This window comes from Paenibacillus sedimenti, assembly GCF_014534655.1.
In the GTDB taxonomy this organism is placed as follows: domain Bacteria; phylum Bacillota; class Bacilli; order Paenibacillales; family NBRC-103111; genus Paenibacillus_E; species Paenibacillus_E sedimenti.
Genome location: NZ_JACVVD010000001.1, coordinates 69,196 through 89,155, shown reverse-complemented (window position 1 = coordinate 89,155; position 19,960 = coordinate 69,196). Strand labels below are relative to the sequence as shown.

The window sequence follows — 19,960 nt, the reverse complement described above, 5'->3', positions numbered from 1 at the left end:
ATTTGATAGGCCAAGAAAGCCCCTTTTAGACATAATAACCTTGCAGCCTTTAGGATTTAAAAGCGTTTCTTACGGCTTTGCTTTGCTCGATATTCCCGAGGGAGTGCTGTGCCAATCTGCCTTCCTTCTTCTGCACCTGAGCGGTGCGGCCTTCCGAATATTGTTTCATCCGCTCTTTCGCCATCTCATAGGATTGCTGCATTTCCTCGTTAAGGACAACCTTCTTCAGAGGTCCTGGGCTTGGGAATTGCGGCATCCATTGAATGCGCTCCTCCACGGGCAAAATACCGAAAGGCTCGGACGGAAGCGTCTGGTACCAATACGCCGTCGAGGACCAATCGTCGGACAAGTGATTGGCATGGCCGTGCTCAATCGTCACTTTCAGACTTTCCGAGAAGTGAATCGGATCGGTAATATGGAAGCGGTAAGATACCTGATATCCCGGCACATCGCTTTCATGGATGATCGAGCCGTGGAACGGGAAGGCATTTTTCTGCATGCCCCAAGCATGGTTAAAATAGTCCTCGGCGCCGGTCCCGACAATGCTAGGCAGCTTCTCTCCATCGATAAAAATCATGTCGTCTCCTTCGCCCCACCAGCTGCCTTGGAAATGGGTAACGGACAGGTTACACCCGATATAGTGGCCTTTGCCTTTCGCTTCCAAGATTACATAGTTGCCTTCGCCTTCTAGATTGGCTACGCGGTTGACTTCCGGCGTATTGACCTGCAGGTCCGGTCCCCATCCGTCGCAAGGATTTTCCCGGCGCCACTGCGCATGGAAATAAGCGGTGTCCTCGCCGAAAGGCTGCTTGTACAGTTCGTAATCGATATGGAAATACAGGCCGAACGGCACATCGTTTTCATTGATGATTTCGATCTTGGCCCGCTTGTTGAAAGCCATCGGCAGGTAGCAGTTGACGGATGCTACGCCGCCGAACTTGAACTGCTCCTCCGGCTTGACGGATACCGTAAACGGAAGCGAAGCAAAGTTGCCCGGCATCGAATGGCCGATACAAAAGAAGTCGCCGTAAGGAACCAGAACGCTGGGATGGGTTTGATCGTCCCAAGTCATCTTGATCAGCACTTTGCGGTACCATGCCGGGTCGGCCGATTCCCAGGTTACGCCCAGCGCGTTGTGAATTTCATTGACCGGCGCGATATTGCCGCCCCCCTCCGGATGAATGACACTAGGTCCATGAACCCGGCGGCAGAAGGAGGTCATCCAAATATGAGAGATGCTTCCCGGACCTTCAATATCTCCTAATACAATCGATTCTCCAGCTGGAATCATCCAATAGTCTTGATTTTTGCCTTCCTGGTCCCAACTGGAGACGCGGGCTGAGCGGACATCCTTAATTTGAGTCAGGTTACCGAGTAAGTTCAGAGATTGGTTGCGCATGCATGATTTCTCCTTTTTATTTTATATGAAGTGGTTGTTGCCCAAGTTAAGTGGCTAGCCTTTCACGGCTCCTGCCGTCATACCTTCAATAATGAATCGTTGGAAAATCGCGAAGAACACGAGCTGCGGAATAATCAACAGAACGCTTGCCGCGATGATGCCGCCATAGTCGATGTTGAATCTGCCTTTAAATTGCGAAATACCTAACGAAATCGTCTGCATGCTATCCTTGTTGATCAGCGTTACGGCGAACGGGAACTCGTTCCAGATATACAACACATTAAAAATAAAAACGGTTGCGATAACAGGCATAATCACCGGAACTACAATCGATTTACAGAGTGTAAACAGACTGCAGCCGTCAATCACGGCGGCCTCCTCCACTTCTCTCGGGAAGCCTCTCAGAAAGCCCGTGAATAAAAGCGTATTAAATGATACCGAGGTTGCAATATAAGGAATGATGAGAGACGCATAAGTGTTCAACAATCCGAGCGAAATCGTAATTCGGTACACCGGAAACAGCAGAATAAATGCCGGGATTGCAAGTCCTGCCAACAGCAGAACCAGGATCGCATTTTTTAGTTTGTTCGATCTGAATACCATCCTCGAAAGGGCATAAGAACTCATAAATGTAATGATTAACTCAATAACGATAGTGATCGCAGCGATCAGAAATGTATTGCTATATAACAATCCCATCTTCAAGGTAGACCACGCGCGCGTGTAATTATCCAGACTAAGCGTCTTCGGCAAGGTAAACGGATCATTCAAAATCTCGTTATTCGTTTTGAAAGACAGGAGAATCATCCATAAAAACGGCAGTAAAACGATAAAAGTCACACCGTATGCCAATATATGCATGCCGATCGCGCCGATGTAAGGATTGGAACGTTTGCCAGCGATGTCATTCAACTCTCGTCACCTCCTACTCCTCTATGTTTTTTTGCTGAAGCTCATATAAACAAGCGAGAAGATCATCGTTAGCAGAAATGTGACGACAGCGATAGCCATGCCGTACCCATATTCCCCGGAAGTAAACGTTACGTTATACATGTAAGTAACCATCACTTCGGAAAGGTGATTAGGTCCTCCGCCTGTCAACAGGAATACCGTCTCGAATATTTTGAATACTCCGGTGATTATCAATACGACATTAATCTTTATCGTTTCGTTCAGCATCGGGATCGTAATGAACACCATCTGCTGCAGGCGGCCCGCGCCGTCTATGGTACTCGACTCATAAACGTCCTTCGGAATCATCTTGAGACCCGCCAAAAAGATCGTTGCCAAAAATCCTATCGTCTGCCAAACGTAAACCACGCCTACGGAATACGGTGTCCATGTCTTGCCGCCGATCCATTGCAGGACGAGCTTGCCTAATCCGATGCTTTTCAGAAAGTTATTGATAAGGCCCATCTGAGGATCCAGGATGAATACCCAAATTAATCCGACCAGAATCGGCGCAACAATGCTCGGCGCAAAGTTCAAAGCTTTAATTGCGTTGCTCCCTTTTACCTTGGCATTCAACAGCAGCGCGAGAAAAAATGACCCGGGCAGCAGCAGCACAATGGAGATGGCAAGAACGATGATTGTATTTTTCAAAGAAACCCAAAACAAATGGTCTTGCAGCAAGGTTACGTAGTTTTTGAGCCCTATGAATTCGGCGGCGCCGATGCCCGTATACTTCGTCAAGCTGTAGAAGAAGGAAACGAATACAGGCAAAATGATATAAACCATATAGATTAACAATGCAGGAAAAAGCATCATGAACAAATATCTTCGTTTGCTAAGCCAAATCATCACACTCTCTCCCTGTCTTCATGCAATTGGTAAAGCATACTGCCGGCCGGAAGCCGGCAGTACATCCCGATGCTTAGTGCAGCTTCTTATCGACAAGATTCATCGCATCCGAAGGTTTAAAGATGCCGTTGATAACACCGTAGATGCTGTCGTTCAGAGCGTTCGCTGCTGCCTCGCTCAAAACAAGATCAGGTTGAGCGACAGGACGCTCCCAGTCCGGAAGATTCATTTGTTCCAAAACCGCGCTGTAGACGGGATACTTGTCTTTATCCACTTTGCCCGTATACTTCACAACCGGCGGAGCTTCATTCTCGGCCATTACCGCTGCGCCTTCTTGGCTATAGAAGTACTGGAAGAACTTCGTTACCGCATCTAACTTGGCCGCATCCTTGTTTACCGATGCGCTTGCGACAAGCGGAGCTGCTCCAACGACCATGGCGACCTTCTGATTACCGACGCCGTCGGAGAAAGTCGGCCCCCATGAGAAGCCTACATGCTTGGCAATCGGGCTGGCTTCGATCTTTTTCGTTTCCCAAACGCCGGCATCCAGCATCGCCGCTTTGCCTGCCGTAAACATCTCTACAGCTTGGAAATAGGAAAGCGTCGATACGTTTTCAGGGAAAGCTCCTGCCGTCCGAAGCTCGTCGATCTTCTGATAGAACTTGAGGAAATCAGGATTATTAAACTTCTCTTTGCCTGCATGAATGTTATCGATCTTATTGAAAAATCCGTAGCGGGTCAGCATGCCCAAGAAAGCCCAAGTACTGAACGAATCTTTTGCCCCTTTGGCAATCGTGACTACATTATTGTTCTTAAAGACCTTTGCTGCAGCAAGCAGCTCGTCATAGGTTTCCGGAACCTTCACTTTATATTGATCAAAAATTGCTTTGTTGTACCACAAACCGGTTACCAGCGCCTGGTAAGGAAGGCCGAATTGTTTGCCGCCGTCCTGATAGCCTTGGATCAACTTAGGATCCATGCTGGTCGTGATATCATTGTTATTTTTAAGAAATTCCGCAAGGTCAAGCAGCATGCCGGCTTTGTTCATTTCTTTCGCCGGGGCCGGCAGCATCCAGAAAATATCCGGCAGCTGGTTGGCTTGAGCCGCCATCTTCATTTTCTTTACGTGCGTATCCGTATCGTCCCCTTGCAGCTCTACCTTGATATTGGGATACTTTTCTTGAAACTTCTGAACAATGCCGTACATATAAGGTTCTTGATCCTTAACGTTGGCAACGTGCATGGAGATGAACAGGGTTACCGCCTTTTGCGAATCGGTTTTGGCATCGGAAGGCGCTTTAGCGTCGCTTGACAATTTTTCCCCTTCGCTTGTGTTCTTGCCGCATCCCGCCAAGCCCGTAGCAAGCATCAGCGATGCAAGTGCAATCGACAAAACTTTTCTCATATGCTCTGATCTCCCTTTTTATATATTTCCTTCTCATAGCGATAGTTGCTTTACCATTCGAAGTTATAAACTTATATTAACCGTTTACATTTCCAATGTATTTAGCAAAGCTTATTTATTATTTATCATTTATTGCTATTTCGAATTATGGTAGGATCAATATAACGATCATTCTCAAGGGGGCGGCTTCGTGATTTTACACCAAATTTCACCATATATTCGTGTTGCTATGGATAACATTGAAGAAGGCCCCTGGATCATCCAGGATAGGGTTTTGTACGATTATGAGCTGCTCTATATCATGGAAGGACGAGTCATTTGTACGATTGAAGATACCGTCTATGAAGGAGAACGCGGGGATATTTTTTTGTTTCGTCCCAAGCAACGGCATAATATCGTGAAGGTGGGAGGCGGTCGGATCCGCCAGCCGCATATTCATTTTGACTTTTTCTACAATGAGGACAGCGAAAAGGTGAAAGTTTCCTTCCGGCCGCTTGAGGAGATGAATCAAGAGGAAACTAACTGGTTCCGTCAAGACATTATCGACCAAATGCCAGTCGTGCTACCTAGTCATTTACGGCTCAAAAACCCGATCATGATTGAAAAGATGCTGCTTGATATCATTTATGAATATGAGACCAAGATGCCCTTTTTTGAATTCAAGGTGAAGGGGCTTTTCATCCAATTATGGATTCAACTGCTCCGGGAAAATTATTGGAATCAGAACCCCCATCTGGAAACCAATATGCATGCATTGATGCATGTGAAACAGTACCTCATGCACAATACCAACAGAAAAGTACGTCTGGACGAGCTCTCCAAAATATCCGGGATCAGCAAGCATTATTTGGTGCGGCTGTTTCAGAATGCGTTCGGCATGAGTCCCATCCAATACCATAACTTAATGCGCATGCATGCAGCTCGCCACTTGATTCAGTTCACCACGGAGCCTCTCGGTATTATTGCCGAAAAGATGGGCTTTCCGACCATCCATGCGTTCAGCAGGTTTTTTAAAATGGTCGAGGGCACCTCGCCATCTTTTTATCGCAGAAAAGGCTAAGAAAAGCGTCGTGCGCTCTTCTTAGCCCTTGTGCCAAAAAGCCGATTCCAATCCTCATTGAAATCGGCTTTTGTTTTGCAGGGAATTATCTTAATGATGAAATGACCTGACCGGAGGATGCCTCGCCGCTGGCCTTCAAAGGAGCTTGCCGCTGAAATGCTATATACATACCGAAGCAGGCGGGGAATCCAAGCGGTATAAAGATATTTTTAGCAACCAACGGCATCATGACTCTAAAGAGTTTCGAACTATACGGTTTGACTTCTAACATTAATGGGGTACCCTTTCGGCACCCCAGATCACGAAAATAGCTACACAGTCTCCTTTTTTCTGAAGCTTTGGGGTGTCGTGCCGTTTATTTTCTTGAACATGGAAATAAAATGGGATAAATTCATATATCCGACCACTTCGGCTATCTGGCTGATTTTCATTTCCGTTTCAAGCAGGAGGCTTTTCGCCTCATCCATTCTTTGCTGCACTATATAAGCCGACAATGACATCCCCGTCTCCTTTTTGAACAATCTCGATAGGTACGAAGGGTTCAAATATACCGTTTCCGCGATATCCTCTCTGGAGAACTCCTATTGCAACGATTTTATGGCTCCACGCCCGAAGCTGCGATATGGTTCGGATCGGGATACAGGGATCGATCAAATCTCTGGACTGAAACGCTTCATAAACAGCCAGGCCCTTTTTGTGAAAGGCGGTAAAAAGAACATATAATATATGGACATAAAGCGACTCGATTTCCTCTTTTTTCAATGCAGGTTTTTCTTCCAAATGCCGGCATCTGTCTTCGATTTGCTCCAATAGCTGTTGCTTCTGGCCCCACTCGAACAAATGGATCCAGTCTAGCAGTTGACGGTTCGGAATCACGGATTCCAACTGGGGCTTATGATACGGCTCCGTATTGACGATGACGGCTCTTGATCCCCCGACATTCCTGCGCTCCATTTCCAACAAATGCTCATAGGCTTTGGGCAGCCGGATCATATTCGCCTTTTCCCCGATATCGTTTTTTCCGTCAGCGCTTTGGTGACAGGGTACGGTGGTTTGGTATTTCACAGACACCTTTCCGCTGAATTCCTCATCCGTACTGCAAGAAACACGTCTCTTGCTAATGTCAAATACTAAGACATCAAGCACCAGAAAAACCACCTAACTTAACGCCTTATATACAATATATAAATCCATTGGCTATTATTTCACAAACCTGAGCCGTTGTGCAAAATAAAAGCGGTGGTTAAGCTGTCAGACTCGTCCAGACGATACCGTCCTTATACCGAACGGATATTTTCCCTGTCGGAACCGTCATTTCCAGTTGGAACGACGGCATCGATGCAGGCAGATGCGGAGTAAAAGATACCTTTCTCCATCCCGGCTCAGCAGGCTTCAGGCCAATAATATCTTCAATCAGTACCGCAATAGGCGCTGAAGCCCATCCGTGGCATAAACTCGTATTCCATTTCTGGTCTTTCCCCCATGCCTCGAAACATGCGGTCGCTCCTTCCCGAAGCATATTGCTCCATGAACGTTCGTCATCGCACGTGATAAGATCATACGCCAGTTCGTGCTCACCGGCTTCCGCGAGTGCTTTCAACAAGAAGTATGAGAAGTACACGCCGCACGATAGCCTTTTCTTCCGAATGAAGCGGACGATCCCCGGGACAGAATCCTTAGGCACGATACCGAAATAAAGCGGGAACACGTTCGAGTGCAGCGCGCTGTGGGCGCTCCCTACTGCATCCACGAACAAGCCGGTGCCGGCATTCCAGAACGCATCTATAAAAGCCCGCTTGAGCTCAGGAAGCTCGTCGCGATAAGGAATGCGAAGGATGTCGCGAATGTCCTGCACCGCTTTCAAGCAGCCGTAATAATACGCATTCATGACATTGTGACAACCTTCGCCTACCGGCTTGGCGAGCGGAAAATGGTACCCGTCCCTCATTTCATCCGGCCAATCGACTAAATTCCACTTCTCGTCCACGCGCTCGAGCAAACCGTCCGAACGCGAGTATTGTCTGAAATAATCGATCACCACTTCCGCGTAAGGGTACATTTCACGTAAAAACGCTTCGTCTCCGCTGAACCGGTAATAGGTCAACAACTGCAGCGGCCATTGGCACGAAAAGTCGGCGATTTCCTGCATAAAGCTGCCGGGAGCAACCGCCATCAGTCCTGGACAAATGGCGGAGCTGAGCGCATAATCGCGAATCGTCTTCCGGACAAGCCGCGAATCTCCGCTAAGGTACAAGTGGCTGTGGCCCATGACCGTGGCGTCACCCAAATACGCCCCTTTCTCCCGGCTCGGGCAGTCTAGAAATGCTTCCTGCGCACAGTATAGTACGCCGTTACGGCAAATGCTCCATATCCCGTGCAAGCGATCATCGGAAGTTTCAAACCGACATGCATCCGGGTCCATAGGGTAATGACGTACGATCGCTGCAAAGCTTGCCGCATCAATAGCCCGCTCCGGCCCGATGACCTCAACGAAGCGAAACGCCTTGTAATCATAAAAGTCCGGTTCCTCTACCCGCCCCGAGAGCGTCCAGATTTCCCGATAACGGCAGTTGCAGCGCATCTCGTAACGCACGTGTTCACCATCATCCGACAGCTCTTCCCCGCACCTTATTTCGATGCAGTCCCCGCTGGCACCATAAGCGCGCATGGTGAATTGACCTGTGATCTCCGTTCCGAAATCGATCAAATAATGCCCCTGACCGAGCTTCCTAACGTCTGAAGGCTCAACATTTCTTACCTCGAGGGTCGGGGTGGGCTGCTCCACAAGCGTATACCCGTGGATCTGCTTCAGGGCTGCCGGTTTCCAACCGGAGTCGTCGTAGTCCGACTCTTTCCATCCGGGAAAGCGAAGCCGGCTGTCGATATGCTCCAGCACCTGCGTCTCGTTGCCGATCGTCTCCGCGAGCCCGTCCCCATACTCGAACGTACGAACAAATTTCCACGTTTCGTCGGTTACATGGGCGACACGTCCGTCGACCCGAAGCTCCGCAATCATCCCCTGCCGGAGATCGCCGCTGTTCATCGCCCGGTTCACGTGACCTACGTAATAAACATGCACAGCGATTACGTTGCGCCCGACCCGCAAATACCGCTTTACGTCGATCTGGTTGTAGTAGTAGTGGAACGAGTACCCTTGGGAGGGTCCTTGCGCGACGAACACTCCGTTGATGTATAACTTGTAATAATCGTCGGCAGTGATATCGAGATACGCTTCATTCGGCGTCATCCCGCATTCGAACGTTTTGCGGACCAGCATATGATGGTTTCTCAGCCCGACCGGATGATGGAAGGCCGGAAAATCCGACATCTCTTTATGAAGTAGGTGGAGGGGCTCAAAATCAATAAAGGCGGGATCGGTCAGCCATTTCGCTTCCCATTGTTTGATCATTCATCTCACCTCGGGCTTCGAATGAATGCTACTTCAGTTGTGCTTGCATCGCCGCCGTATCCCAAAGGTCTTTCATCAGGAAGGAGGAATCCTTCTTGTTCTTGTACCAATCGATCATGAACTCGTCGATTTGCTTGCCTCCGGCTTTATCCCAAGTCGACAAGACATCTTTATACGCTTGATCAACGGTGTTTTTCTCCCCGCCAAGTACCGATTTCAGCCAAATGTCGTTGATATCTTTCGTAACGGTGTTCAGAATCGTTTGCAGTTCCTTCGGCAGCGTCGGCATATGTTCCCCAAGAGTAACGGTCCGATATTGTTTACTCGGGTCCATATACAGCTTCTTCGCTTTTTCGAACATCTCGAGTCCGGCTTTTTGCTCCGGCTTGCTTGGGTCGAACTGATTCGAGATCAACGAGCACTTTCCGTCCAGAAGACGGGCATAGGATTGGGCAAAATCACTCGCCCAGTTGACCTCCGCTTTCATCTTCTCCGCATCGATCGGCTTCGGGCAGCCGTTCGCGTCCACATTATGGTGCGTGCCTTCCAAACCGAACAACAGGGTGCGCCCGGTCGATTTCCGATCCAAGAAATCGATATATTGGATTACCGCTGCCGGATCCTTCGTTTTTGCATTGATCGCAGTAGTCGCTTGCAGAGGATTTTGCAATTCGGGAACGTATTCGCCGGCCGAGCTCTTCGGCAACGCGATCGGTTCGACCATGGCGTTCGGAGCGGACTTGCGAAGCGTCGCAACATCCGAGACCGTAAATTCAAACCAGCTGCCGACGTATGTCGGATAAATCCCGATCTTCCCGTTCAAAAACTCTTGTTTCACTTTGGCTCCGTTCTTGTCGTTGGCGAAATCTTTATCGACAATCCCTTCATCGAATAAGCGCTTCTTGAATGCGACCGATTCCTTCGTATATTCGAACGCCCGGCTTGGCTGACCGTTTACAAGCCCATAGCTGGGTCCCGGGCTGCCAAACATGCCGTCAATCACATTCTCCGACCGCCAGCTGAGCGCCATGCCGTACGTATCCTTCTTGCCGTTGCCGTCCGGATCCTTCTCCGCAAACGCTTTCGCAACCTGATACAGTTCTTCTGTCGTTTTCGGTACTTCCAGATTCAGTGCCTTCAGCCAATCCGTTCGAATAAATAAAGCGTTGAGTGGCGACGTCTCCAGAACGCGCCCGATTTTGTATATTTTTCCATCCGGCCCCGTCGTCACTTTCTTCAAACCCGGATAATCTTTCAGCAGCTGCTTATACTCCACACTATGCTTTTCGATCAGATCGTCCAGCGGCATCAGCTGTTTTTGATCAATAAGCGGGTTTAATATATTCGGGTCAAATTCATGAATGACATCCGGCGCGCTTTGCGAAGCAAACAGGACGTTCCACTTCTGCGCCGGATCCGTCCGTGGAATCGGTACGAACGTCACATTGGCCGGACCATTCTCATTAAGCCACTTGGTCCAACGGTTATTTTCGATTTTCCCTTCCGCTGCCGGAACGTTCCCCCGATCGTAAACCGATACGGTAATGTCGACTTTTTTGGCCGGTGCGTTCGGCGTTCCAGCTCCCGGGCTTTCCGGGGAGGGTGCGTGCTCTTTGCTGCATGCTGTAACCACGAGTACCATCGATAGCACGGATGTAAGAGCAAGATAACCGTATTTTTTCATATTTATCGTACCCCTTTCGACGATTCGGATGAAAGTGCCTAACTTCTGCTTATCTACGCTCTCTAACAGATTACCATATATTTACTCTTTGGCATCACTCCTTTCAAACGTTACTCGTTAACCCTAACCCTTAACCGAGCCGATCATCACGCTCTTCACGAAATATTTTTGGATAAACGGATAAACGATTAACATCGGAGCAATGAGGACGATAACACCTGCGGCCTTGACGCCTTCCTCCACCACATGAACCTGGTCGTCAGGCTGAGCAAGCAAGCCCTGCTGAAGCACGCTTTGGCTTTGGATCATTTGTTGCACAAGCACGGACAAATTTTGCATGGTCGAATCGTTGATATAAATCAGCATACTGAAGAATACGTTCCAATAAGCCACTCCATAAAAGAGACACAAGGTAGCGATGACAGGCATCGAGATCGGCAGAAGCACTTGAGCAAGCAGGCGCACTTCCCCGCAACCGTCGATTCGCGCGGCCTCTTCGATTTCAGAAGGAATTTGTTCGAAATACGTGCGCAGAATCAGCATATTGTACGTGCTGACCAAGCCTGGGAGCCAGATCGCCCAATAGGAATCAACCAGCCCTAAACCCTGTATGACTAAATAAGTCGGAATGAGACCGCCGGAGAAAATCATCGTAAAAATCATCGCCAGCGTAAACGTCCTCCTTGCATAAAAGAAAGAACGGGATAACGGATAAGCGGCGAATAAAGTCACGATCATACTCAGAGCAACACCGACGACTGTTATGACAACGCTGTTCCGAAAGGCCTGGACAATGGACGTGCCGCTCGCGAGCAGCTTATACGTATCGATACTGAATTCGACCGGCCAAAGGCTGACTTTACCGGTTTGAATCGCCGTCGTGCCGCTGAACGAGAGCGCCATTAGGTGCAGGAGCGGAAATAAGCACGAGCAGGCAAGCAGAGCCAAGACGACATAGTTCATCGCGTAAAACATTTTTTCTCCAGGTGATGCACGCATATGAGATTCCTCCGGCATTCAATGTCTCTAGCCATTATTAAAAGGTTAAAACAATCCCTTTTGATAACGTCTGGCAATTCCGTTCACAGTCAGGAGCAGGATGAACGACACGGCCGATTCAAACAAGCCCATCGCTGTCGTCAGACTGAATTGCGCTCCTTGCAGTCCAACCCGGTAAATGTAAGTGCTGATGACATCCGCCACGTCTTTGACCGCGCCGTTCGACAGGATGAATACTTGGTCGAACCCGACCTCCATGACTCGGCCCATCGAGAGAATGAATAACAGGATCATGGTCGGAGCGATTCCGGGGAGCGTAATGTTGGTGATTTGTTTCCACTTGCTTGCACTGTCGATGTTGGCGGATTCGTACAAGGAAGGGTCTATCGCAGACATGGCAGCCATATAGATGATGGCATTGAAGCCCATATCCTTCCATATGCCGGATCCAACGAAGATCGCCACCCACGACCCGGGACGATATAGAAACGGATACGGTTCTCCAATATACCCCTCAATCCATTTATTCAGCGTGCCCTCGATTCCGAATACGGTGATCACGATGCCGCCTACGATGATCCATGAAAAAAAGTGAGGCAAGTATACAAGCGTCTGTGTGATCTTTTTAAACCACATGTTACGAACTTCATGAAATAAAATGGCCAGCGCGATCGGAAACGGAAATGCGGCGACAATCTGCAGAACGCTCAAAAACAACGTATTTCGGATAATCCTGACCGTGTTGTAGTTATTGAACAGCTTCTCGAAGTTGTCCCAGCCGACCCAAGGGCTCCCAAACACCCCGTCATAAAAGTTGTAATCTTTAAAAGCAATGACCGCACCCATCATCGGTAGGTATTTAAAGATCAAATAAAAGAGGATGACAGGAATAAACATGACTAGAAGCGGAATGTTCATCTTGAATTTTCGTTTCGCCGCCAGTCTTTTTTGAGCGCGTTCATGGGTGGTCACTGCGTTCGATTGGACGGTGTTCATTATAAGCCTCACTCTCCTGCGCTTTGTGAGCTAACTATACCGCCCCCCTACAGCCATCTTCAATCGCTCATATTCTCCCGATCACCTTAATTCTCGAAGGCGGAGCAGAGGGCATAAAAAAAGAACCATGCACGGGATGTGCACGATTCCTGTCATGCGTTCGAAGGCGATCAACAAATCGGAGCCGATCAACAAAAAAGGAAAATCTCAGACTCTGGCCTGCAATTGCTTGCGGAAATCTCCGGGCGTCTGACCCGTTTGCTTCTTAAAGGAACGTATAAACGTATTCGGATGCAGATATCCGATTCGGTTCGTAATTTCTTGGATCGATTCATCGGTTGAGAAGAGCAGCTCCTTCGCACGTTCAATCCGAATATAGGAGAGCTGGTCGATAAAGTTGACCCCGACTTCCTCCTTGAATAAACGGCTGATCGTTTTGACGTGAAGCCCGAAAGACTCGCTCAAATGCTGAAGGGATAAATCGGGATTGTCGTAATGCTTCTCCAAATACGCTTTCATGTCTTGCACGAGACGGTAGTTTCCCCGAATCATTCGAATGTCAGCCATAGCGTCTGCCATTGCGGAAATAATATCGCGGAGCTCCTTCTCCAGTTCGTTCAGCGTCTCCCATTGGTTCGCCGCCTGTTCCAGCCTGACTGTGCCCTCCTTCGACCAGACGTCGCTCAGCTCCGGCGGCAATTCCATCAGCTCTTTCTCCAAGAAGAAAATCATGTAGCCGACGAGGTTGCTCATCTCCTCCCGGGAATAGAGTCCTCCTCTTATGTCGCAGAACATCCGGTCGAAACTTCGTTCCCAACTGCCTTCCCCGGTCCGGAAAGCGATAGCCAGCTCGCGGATCGATCGCAGTGGATTGCTCGTTTTCAACCGATTCATCGCTTCCACTTGCCAGTAGCCGACGACCGGCTCCGTCCCCAAAGACGGCATATAGGCTAACGCCTCCAGTGCATCTCCATAAGACTCATGCGCAAGAGAAGCATCCTCAACCCCCGACCCGATGCCGACGGAAACCGTAAAGTGAAGGTGCTGGTTCACCCAGCGGATCAGGTCGTCCGCCCATTGCTTGACCGACACTGCGGCCACGCCGCCGTCCGGGGCGGATTGGGGTACCATATGAACAACTGCCAGCTGTTCGTTCGTCATCCATTCAGCCCATGTCGCGAACGTTCCCGTCTCCGCCGTTTCTTTGACGACATTGGACAGTACGAATTTAAGCAGATTTTGGTCTTGCCGGGAATAAGTGCTGATAAACTTCGAATATTTATTGATTTTGATGACGCTTACGACGAGCGCTCCGAAATCGCTCGCAAGCATCAAGCTTTGCATCTCGCGCTGCCATTCGGCGGGTTTAAGCTGACGTTCGCCCTCCAGCCATTCCTGGAAAAACGTCTTCCGCCGGTAAAACAAGTTTTCTTCATGCTGCTTCTGGTAGGCATCCGCTAGTTCCAGCAAATTTTCGAGCGCAGAATCGATGAATTTGAACTCGTCCTGGCTGTCCTTTCGGAATAGCTCCGCGCTCTTCTTCTCCGTATAATGCTGGATTCGGTCAACGATCGACTTCACAGGCTTGAAATTTTTGCGGGATACAAGCACAATCCCGATCATGCCCAGCAAACAGAACGCGATACAGATCATAATCCAATACTTGGAGAGGGCAGATACGATACCAAACAAGTTGCCGTTCGCGACCCCGTTACGTATGGTCCATCCCAGATAGTCCGATTTGGACTCCGTCTTGAGAAATCCGCTTTCACGCGTGTCAGAAAAAATCGTATTTCCTTCCCTGTCGTAGAGGGTTACCCGATTATTCTCGATGGAGGTCGTCAGCGATTGTACTAGCTTCACCACGGATTCCGCCCGGACATTCACGACGATAACCCCGTCCGTCCCCGTAAACAACGGTGTATACCTGACGAGTGAAATCAGCTCGCGCGGCTCCAGCTCGGAGAACCCTTTGCGAATGTTCGTCCAAGGACGGTTTAAGCTCGGCCCAGCCAGTGCCTCAATAATCACCTGCTTGTCGCTGAATTGGTCGATCGGCGTGATGGATAACGGGGTAAGTACTGTTCCATCATAAGTCCGATATAAATAGATGGATTCGATCAGCGGCATTGCAGTTATCATATTTTTCAGCTTCACGCCAGGCATAACCGAGGAGTAGAACCGTTCTTCGCCCAGCGCTTTTTTGAAAAAATCCATCATGGTATCGTCCGCCGCAATCTCATTGGAAACGACGTTATCGATCAGTTTAAACTCATTTTCCAGCGATTGAAGAAGCTGCTCGGCGAATATCCGGTTCGATTCGGCGGCCGTTCTCTGTGATACATCGTTAAAAGCAATAAGCAGGCTGAAGATCAGAAGTGGGACGATGATCAGAAAGATCAGTACATATGACATCGTCCAACGATGAAACCACGTTCTCACAAGAGGATTGTTTACTTTCATCTCCGGTCACCCATTTCCCCTTCAGCTTTCTACGGCAATCTATTTTTTACCAAATTATACCTTGTTTTCTTTCCGACCGGCAATCACTTTTCAAAAACGGCCGCCGGGCTTTGCCTTTTCCCACTACATGATGATTTTCACTTTCACGTCATTGGAACTCATGCGGGCATATGACAAAAAGCGGACCGGATCCTTACGGATCCGGTCCGCTGTCATCGTTGCCTACCGGCCTCAAGCATCTCATCCCGCCTTCAGATACCTACAGCGTTTGATAACTATTCAATCCGGTTTGCATGCTTTTGAGCCAGCAGGCAAAGTTCCGCCGCCTTGAAGGCATGCTCCTGAGTCATGGCATGCTCGGTACGATTTAGACAATCCAGAATAAGCTCGCCGAAAAACGGAAATCCGACCTGGCCATTTAACGAATAATGCTTTTCACCATCACGATTCACCAGATACAGATGATCGCCCTATAACATTCGCATCATTTGCTTTGGTATAGTAAAGCAACTTCTCAATTTGATGACTGCCAATGTCACATAGAATACCGCCGTACTGTTTACGCCGAAATACCAATCAGGCCGAGTAGCGGGATTCAGCTTGTGCGGTCCAAGTCCGATTACATTTACAACACGGCCAATCGCTCCCTGATTAATTAGCTCGTCTGCATACACGGCGGCAGCCACCAGCCGAATGGCCGGATTCTCAAGCACTTCTTCCAAAGAACGGGCAACCTGCGCAGTTGGGAATTACGTAATAAAGCGCGATACTTTCTTCGGATCCTGAACGAGATCGGAATAGCGGCAAGCCTTTGGAAATCAGTGGTTGGTCTACTGTTGCCGGTACTGCAGCCGGCCAATGGACCTATGGCGGAATGTATAACTATAATCAACAATGGCAGTTAGTTTGGTTTTAATTTGGGTTGCTTATCCAGTCCTTCAATGATTTAGGAACCGTGCTCGTTTATCCAGTTTTTGTTCATTTAAATCGATAATTTTCTGGCCGTGCCTCGATTACTTCTTAAAGCTCGTATCGTATGCTTTTTGATAAATATCGAGATAACGCTTTAATTTCAGGCCATCAAAGCCTTTGACGTAATGATCCCATTCCGCATCCGTTAGTTTTTTGGAGCCGGTTATAAATTGGGCCATGTTCGAACGAATGTAGTCATTCATTTGAGTTTTCAGTTGTGCCGCTTCCTTGGCATCTGCCGTTTCCATAAAGATGCTTAGCGGGAAAGTCTCTTTCGGTTGTTTTCCTTCATAATTTTTGGCCGTTTCCAAATACAAGCGATGCTCATAACCGTTATCGGACAACGGATCGCTAGGTACGGCCCAGGATTCCCGAATATCTCTCGTACGTCTGGTAATGCCCATTTGTTCCCAAGTATCATTTTGCGTAGAGCCGATGGAGAAATATTCGGGTTTCAAGAAGTATTTCGCCTGTCTTCCGTGTTCGTCCACTTCACCCGGCTGTCCTTTTCTCCAATACTTCCCTTCCGGTCCGTATTCATTCATGATCGCATGTTCTTCAGAGTATAAATAATCCGCTAGCTTGATCGCTGCAATGGCCTGCACCTCAGTCGCCTTGTTAGTAATCGCAAATTGGCCGTTGCCATACGCTTTGTAATATCCTGCATATGCTTCTCCCTGCGGCCCTTTTAGCGGCGCGACGGTAACATACTCCTTATGTCTGTCTTGTCCTTTCGCCAGACTAAAATACATGCCGATATGTCCGGCAGCAGCAACTCCTACAATATTATCCCCTTGACGGTTGCCTACTTGAGCCATGGCATCGTTATCCTGGGTGAAGGCTTCCTTGTCGATCAGACCTTCACTGTACAATTTATTCATGTACTCAAGTCCTTTTCTCCATTCGGGTTGGTTGGCCGACAACCCGACTTTTCCGTCCTTCATGAAGAAGAAGTTATCATCATTATCATAAATAAAAGCGTTCATAAGAAAATGTGCCGGATTGCCATGCCATGTTTTGTCAGCGCCGGATAACGGAATTTCATCCTGTTTACCGTTTCCGTTCGGATCCTGGGTTTTGAATGCTTTCAAAATTTGATAATACTCTTCCGTCGTTGTAGGCATCTGAAGATTTAATTTCTTCAGCCATGTCGTATTGATCCATACTTTTTGCGAGTACCAGCAGTGGAAACACTCGTTAATATGAGGAAGCGCATAAATGTTACCGTCCGGAGCCGTGATCGACTTTTTCAACTCCGGATCCTGTTGGAATGCCTTCTTGATTTCCACCCCATATTTTTCAATTAAATCATTTAACGGCTTCAATACCCCTTGCTTCCCGTACTCGATTTGCTCGGCTTGAGTCAGGTCTCCGGATAGGAAAACAGCCGGATAGTCTCCGCTGGCAAGCAACAGTTTCTTCTTATCTCCTGCGTTGCTGCCTTGGGCCACTTCGAACTTGAATTTAATATTAAATTTGTCTTCTATATATTTAGTAACTGAATTTGTTTCCAAATTCTCAATCTTGGAAGATGGGGTTACAAATACCGGCAATTGCACAATACCTGCGGCCTTACCATTCCCGGCTGCATCCGACGCTGCTTTCTCTTGATCGGCGCTGCTGCCGCTGTTACTGCAAGCCGATAAAAGTAACGAAAGGACAAGCACGGCGCTTGCTTGAAGCTTCAAAAATTTCTTTACCATCTTTGACTCCTCCTTGAAAATTGTCTTGTTTGATTTGCCGTTTTTGAGTTGCAAATGAGTTTATCGATCAGCTTATCAAATAGCATCACCCCCTTCAAATAAAGCTCTTACCCGAGAAAAATTATCCTTTTAACGAACCGATCATAATCCCTTTTACAAAATGCTTCTGCACGAACGGATAGATGGCCAGCACCGGAACCGTCGCGACCACAATCAAAGAATATTTCAATAAATCCTTTAAACCTTGTCTTACCTGCAGTTCATTCGCATCCACCATCATGCTTGGGTCAATCGTATTCAAAATGAGAATATTTCTTAAAACAATCTGCAGCGGGAATAAATTTTGCGACTTTAAATAAATTAACGCATCGAAAAACGCATTCCATTGTCCGACTGCATACATCAATACCAATACGGCAAGAATCGGTTTGGAAAGAGGAATAACGACTCTCGCCAAAAATCCCAGATCGCTGCATCCGTCAAGCTCTGCGGCTTCCGAAAGCTCGCTTGGTATGGTTATTTGAAAAAAGGTGCGGGTAATGATCACTTGCCATACCGCTAATGCACCTGGCAGCAGCATCGCCCATCGGGTATCAAGAATTCCCAATTTTTTCACTGTCAAGTATAAAGGTATCAACCCGCCGCTAAACATCATCGTAATAACGAGAAGAATCATGATCAAACTTCGCCCGTAAAAAGTTTTCTTGGATAGCGGGTATGCAAGCATAATGGTTAACGAAACGCTGATCAGCACACCGAAAAACGTATAAAACAAGGAGTTTGCATAACCTGTGAGAATCTGCTTGTTTGCAAAGATCGCCTTATACCCCGCCAAACTCGGCTCCACCGGCAAGAGCCAGACTTTTCCGCTAATGACAGCTTGAGGAGAACTGAAAGATGAACTCAAAATATATATCAACGGATAAAGAATAATAATTAGAATGAAAACAAGAAAAGCGTAAACTACTAATAAAAATAGTTTGTCATTCAACGATTCCTTAATTGCGCTTCTTTTCAATTTGCTTCCCTCCTGTCTACCATAAACTCGTTTCCGACATCCGTTTAGCAATAACATTCACAGTTAACAACAAAATGAGATTGATGACCGAGTTGAATAGATCGACTGCCGAAGAATAACTGAAATTCGCTCCGAGCAAACCGATCTTATAAACGTTGGTTGATATGACCTCGGAAGCGGATATATTCAGCGGGTTCTGCATCAAATAAATTTTCTCAAAGCCAACGTTCATGATCTGTCCTGCATTTAAAATTAACAAAATAATGGCTGCCGGAAGAATCCCCGGAATATCAATATGGATCATTTTTTGAAATCTGGATGCGCCGTCCACTTTGGCGGCTTCGTATAAATCAGGATTAATTCCCGCGAGGGCCGCGAGAAAAATGACCGCTCCGTATCCCAAGCCCTGCCAAATGTTGGATAACACATAAATCGTTTTAAAATATTCCGGCTTTCCCATAAAATTAATCGTTTCGAAGCCGAATAACCTTACAATATGATCAACAAAACCCAGACGAGGGGAGAGAACAAGAATGATCAAAGAGACCATGACAACTGTTGAAATGAAATAAGGAGCAAATGTAACCGTTTGCACAAAACGTTTGAATTTTCCCCCGCCGATTTCATTCAAAGCCAATGCTAAAATAATCGGTGCCGGAAACCCTAAAAGCAGTGAATATAAACTAATAAGCAAGGTGTTTTTGATTAACAGCCAGAAATTAGGGGATGAGAAAAAGTCCTCAAAATTTTTTAATCCGACCCAGTCACTGCCTGAGAAACCTTGGATCACACTGAAATCGCGAAAAGCAATTTGGGCGCCGTACATCGGAACATACTTAAAAATAATGATGTACGTCATGGGAAGCAAGACCAATACATATAGCTGCCAATGCTTTTTTACTTTTTTTACCACCCCATTTCTGTTGAGTGCTAACGAGTTTTTGCCGCTGCCGAATTTTTGTAATTTTACGCCGCTATTCACGCTCATGTTCCGTTCTCGACTTCCTTTCATTTTTAATTGCATCTTCTTGGTAAAAAAGATAGCCGATCCT

15 protein-coding genes and 1 pseudogene are annotated in these 19,960 nt (G+C 47.6%); 1 reads left to right on the top strand and 15 read right to left on the bottom strand.

Annotated elements, in window-relative coordinates:
* Positions 1-49: 49 nt before the first annotated feature.
* The 4 genes from ICC18_RS00300 to ICC18_RS00285 form a co-directional block, all read right to left on the bottom strand.
* Entirely contained in the window at positions 50-1,399 is a 1,350-nt protein-coding gene (locus ICC18_RS00300) for a glycoside hydrolase family 172 protein (protein ID WP_188172396.1), read from the bottom strand.
* Between the two features lie 54 nt (positions 1,400-1,453).
* Positions 1,454-2,311, bottom strand: a complete 858-nt coding sequence (locus ICC18_RS00295; protein ID WP_223192225.1) for a carbohydrate ABC transporter permease — start codon at positions 2,309-2,311, stop codon at positions 1,454-1,456.
* Between the two features lie 21 nt (positions 2,312-2,332).
* Entirely contained in the window at positions 2,333-3,199 is an 867-nt protein-coding gene (locus ICC18_RS00290; RefSeq protein ID WP_188172395.1) for a carbohydrate ABC transporter permease, read from the bottom strand.
* 73 nt (positions 3,200-3,272) lie between these two features.
* Positions 3,273-4,604 (bottom strand): ABC transporter substrate-binding protein, encoded by a 1,332-nt coding sequence (locus ICC18_RS00285; RefSeq protein ID WP_188172394.1) that lies wholly within the window; start codon positions 4,602-4,604, stop codon positions 3,273-3,275.
* Between the two features lie 190 nt (positions 4,605-4,794).
* On the opposite strand from ICC18_RS00285, the gene ICC18_RS00280 reads away from it, so the two are divergent.
* Positions 4,795-5,664: an AraC family transcriptional regulator gene (locus ICC18_RS00280; RefSeq protein WP_188172393.1), complete on the top strand. Its 870-nt coding sequence runs from the start codon at positions 4,795-4,797 to the stop codon at positions 5,662-5,664.
* Between the two features lie 311 nt (positions 5,665-5,975).
* On the opposite strand, the gene ICC18_RS34685 is transcribed toward ICC18_RS00280, so the two are convergent.
* The 11 genes and pseudogenes from ICC18_RS34685 to ICC18_RS00220 form a co-directional block, all read right to left on the bottom strand.
* On the bottom strand, positions 5,976-6,209 hold the full coding sequence (locus ICC18_RS34685) for a helix-turn-helix domain-containing protein (RefSeq protein ID WP_223192224.1): 234 nt from the start codon (positions 6,207-6,209) through the stop codon (positions 5,976-5,978).
* Complete coding sequence (locus tag ICC18_RS00270; RefSeq protein ID WP_188172391.1) at positions 6,124-6,810, bottom strand: hypothetical protein; 687 nt, start codon at positions 6,808-6,810, stop codon at positions 6,124-6,126. Before ICC18_RS00270 ends, ICC18_RS34685 begins: the two co-directional genes overlap by 86 nt.
* Positions 6,811-6,907: 97 nt before the next feature.
* Positions 6,908-9,073 carry a family 78 glycoside hydrolase catalytic domain gene (locus tag ICC18_RS00265; protein WP_188172390.1) on the bottom strand — a complete coding sequence of 722 codons (2,166 nt, stop codon included), beginning with the start codon at positions 9,071-9,073 and terminating at the stop codon, positions 6,908-6,910.
* 28 nt (positions 9,074-9,101) lie between these two features.
* Complete coding sequence (locus ICC18_RS00260) at positions 9,102-10,757, bottom strand: extracellular solute-binding protein (protein WP_188172389.1); 1,656 nt, start codon at positions 10,755-10,757, stop codon at positions 9,102-9,104.
* 123 nt (positions 10,758-10,880) lie between these two features.
* Positions 10,881-11,756 carry a carbohydrate ABC transporter permease gene (locus ICC18_RS00255; protein ID WP_188172388.1) on the bottom strand — a complete coding sequence of 292 codons (876 nt, stop codon included), beginning with the start codon at positions 11,754-11,756 and terminating at the stop codon, positions 10,881-10,883.
* A gap of 45 nt (positions 11,757-11,801) precedes the next feature.
* A complete protein-coding gene (locus ICC18_RS00250; RefSeq protein WP_188172387.1) occupies positions 11,802-12,752 on the bottom strand; it encodes an ABC transporter permease in 951 nt (316 codons plus the stop codon).
* Between the two features lie 207 nt (positions 12,753-12,959).
* Positions 12,960-15,215 carry a helix-turn-helix domain-containing protein gene (locus tag ICC18_RS00245; protein ID WP_188172386.1) on the bottom strand — a complete coding sequence of 752 codons (2,256 nt, stop codon included), beginning with the start codon at positions 15,213-15,215 and terminating at the stop codon, positions 12,960-12,962.
* Positions 15,216-15,490: 275 nt separating this feature from the next.
* Positions 15,491-15,901, bottom strand: a pseudogene (locus ICC18_RS33490) (Gfo/Idh/MocA family protein); the annotation flags it as partial.
* A 327-nt stretch (positions 15,902-16,228) separates the two neighbouring features.
* The gene (locus tag ICC18_RS00230; protein ID WP_188172383.1) at positions 16,229-17,890 is read right to left on the bottom strand and encodes an ABC transporter substrate-binding protein; all 1,662 of its coding nucleotides are present in this window, start codon (positions 17,888-17,890) and stop codon (positions 16,229-16,231) included.
* Positions 17,891-18,011: 121 nt separating this feature from the next.
* Positions 18,012-18,908, bottom strand: coding sequence for a carbohydrate ABC transporter permease (locus tag ICC18_RS00225; protein ID WP_223192223.1), 897 nt, complete (start codon positions 18,906-18,908; stop codon positions 18,012-18,014).
* A gap of 16 nt (positions 18,909-18,924) precedes the next feature.
* On the bottom strand, positions 18,925-19,920 hold the full coding sequence (locus ICC18_RS00220) for an ABC transporter permease (protein WP_223192222.1): 996 nt from the start codon (positions 19,918-19,920) through the stop codon (positions 18,925-18,927).
* Between the last annotated feature and the right edge of the window lie 40 nt (positions 19,921-19,960).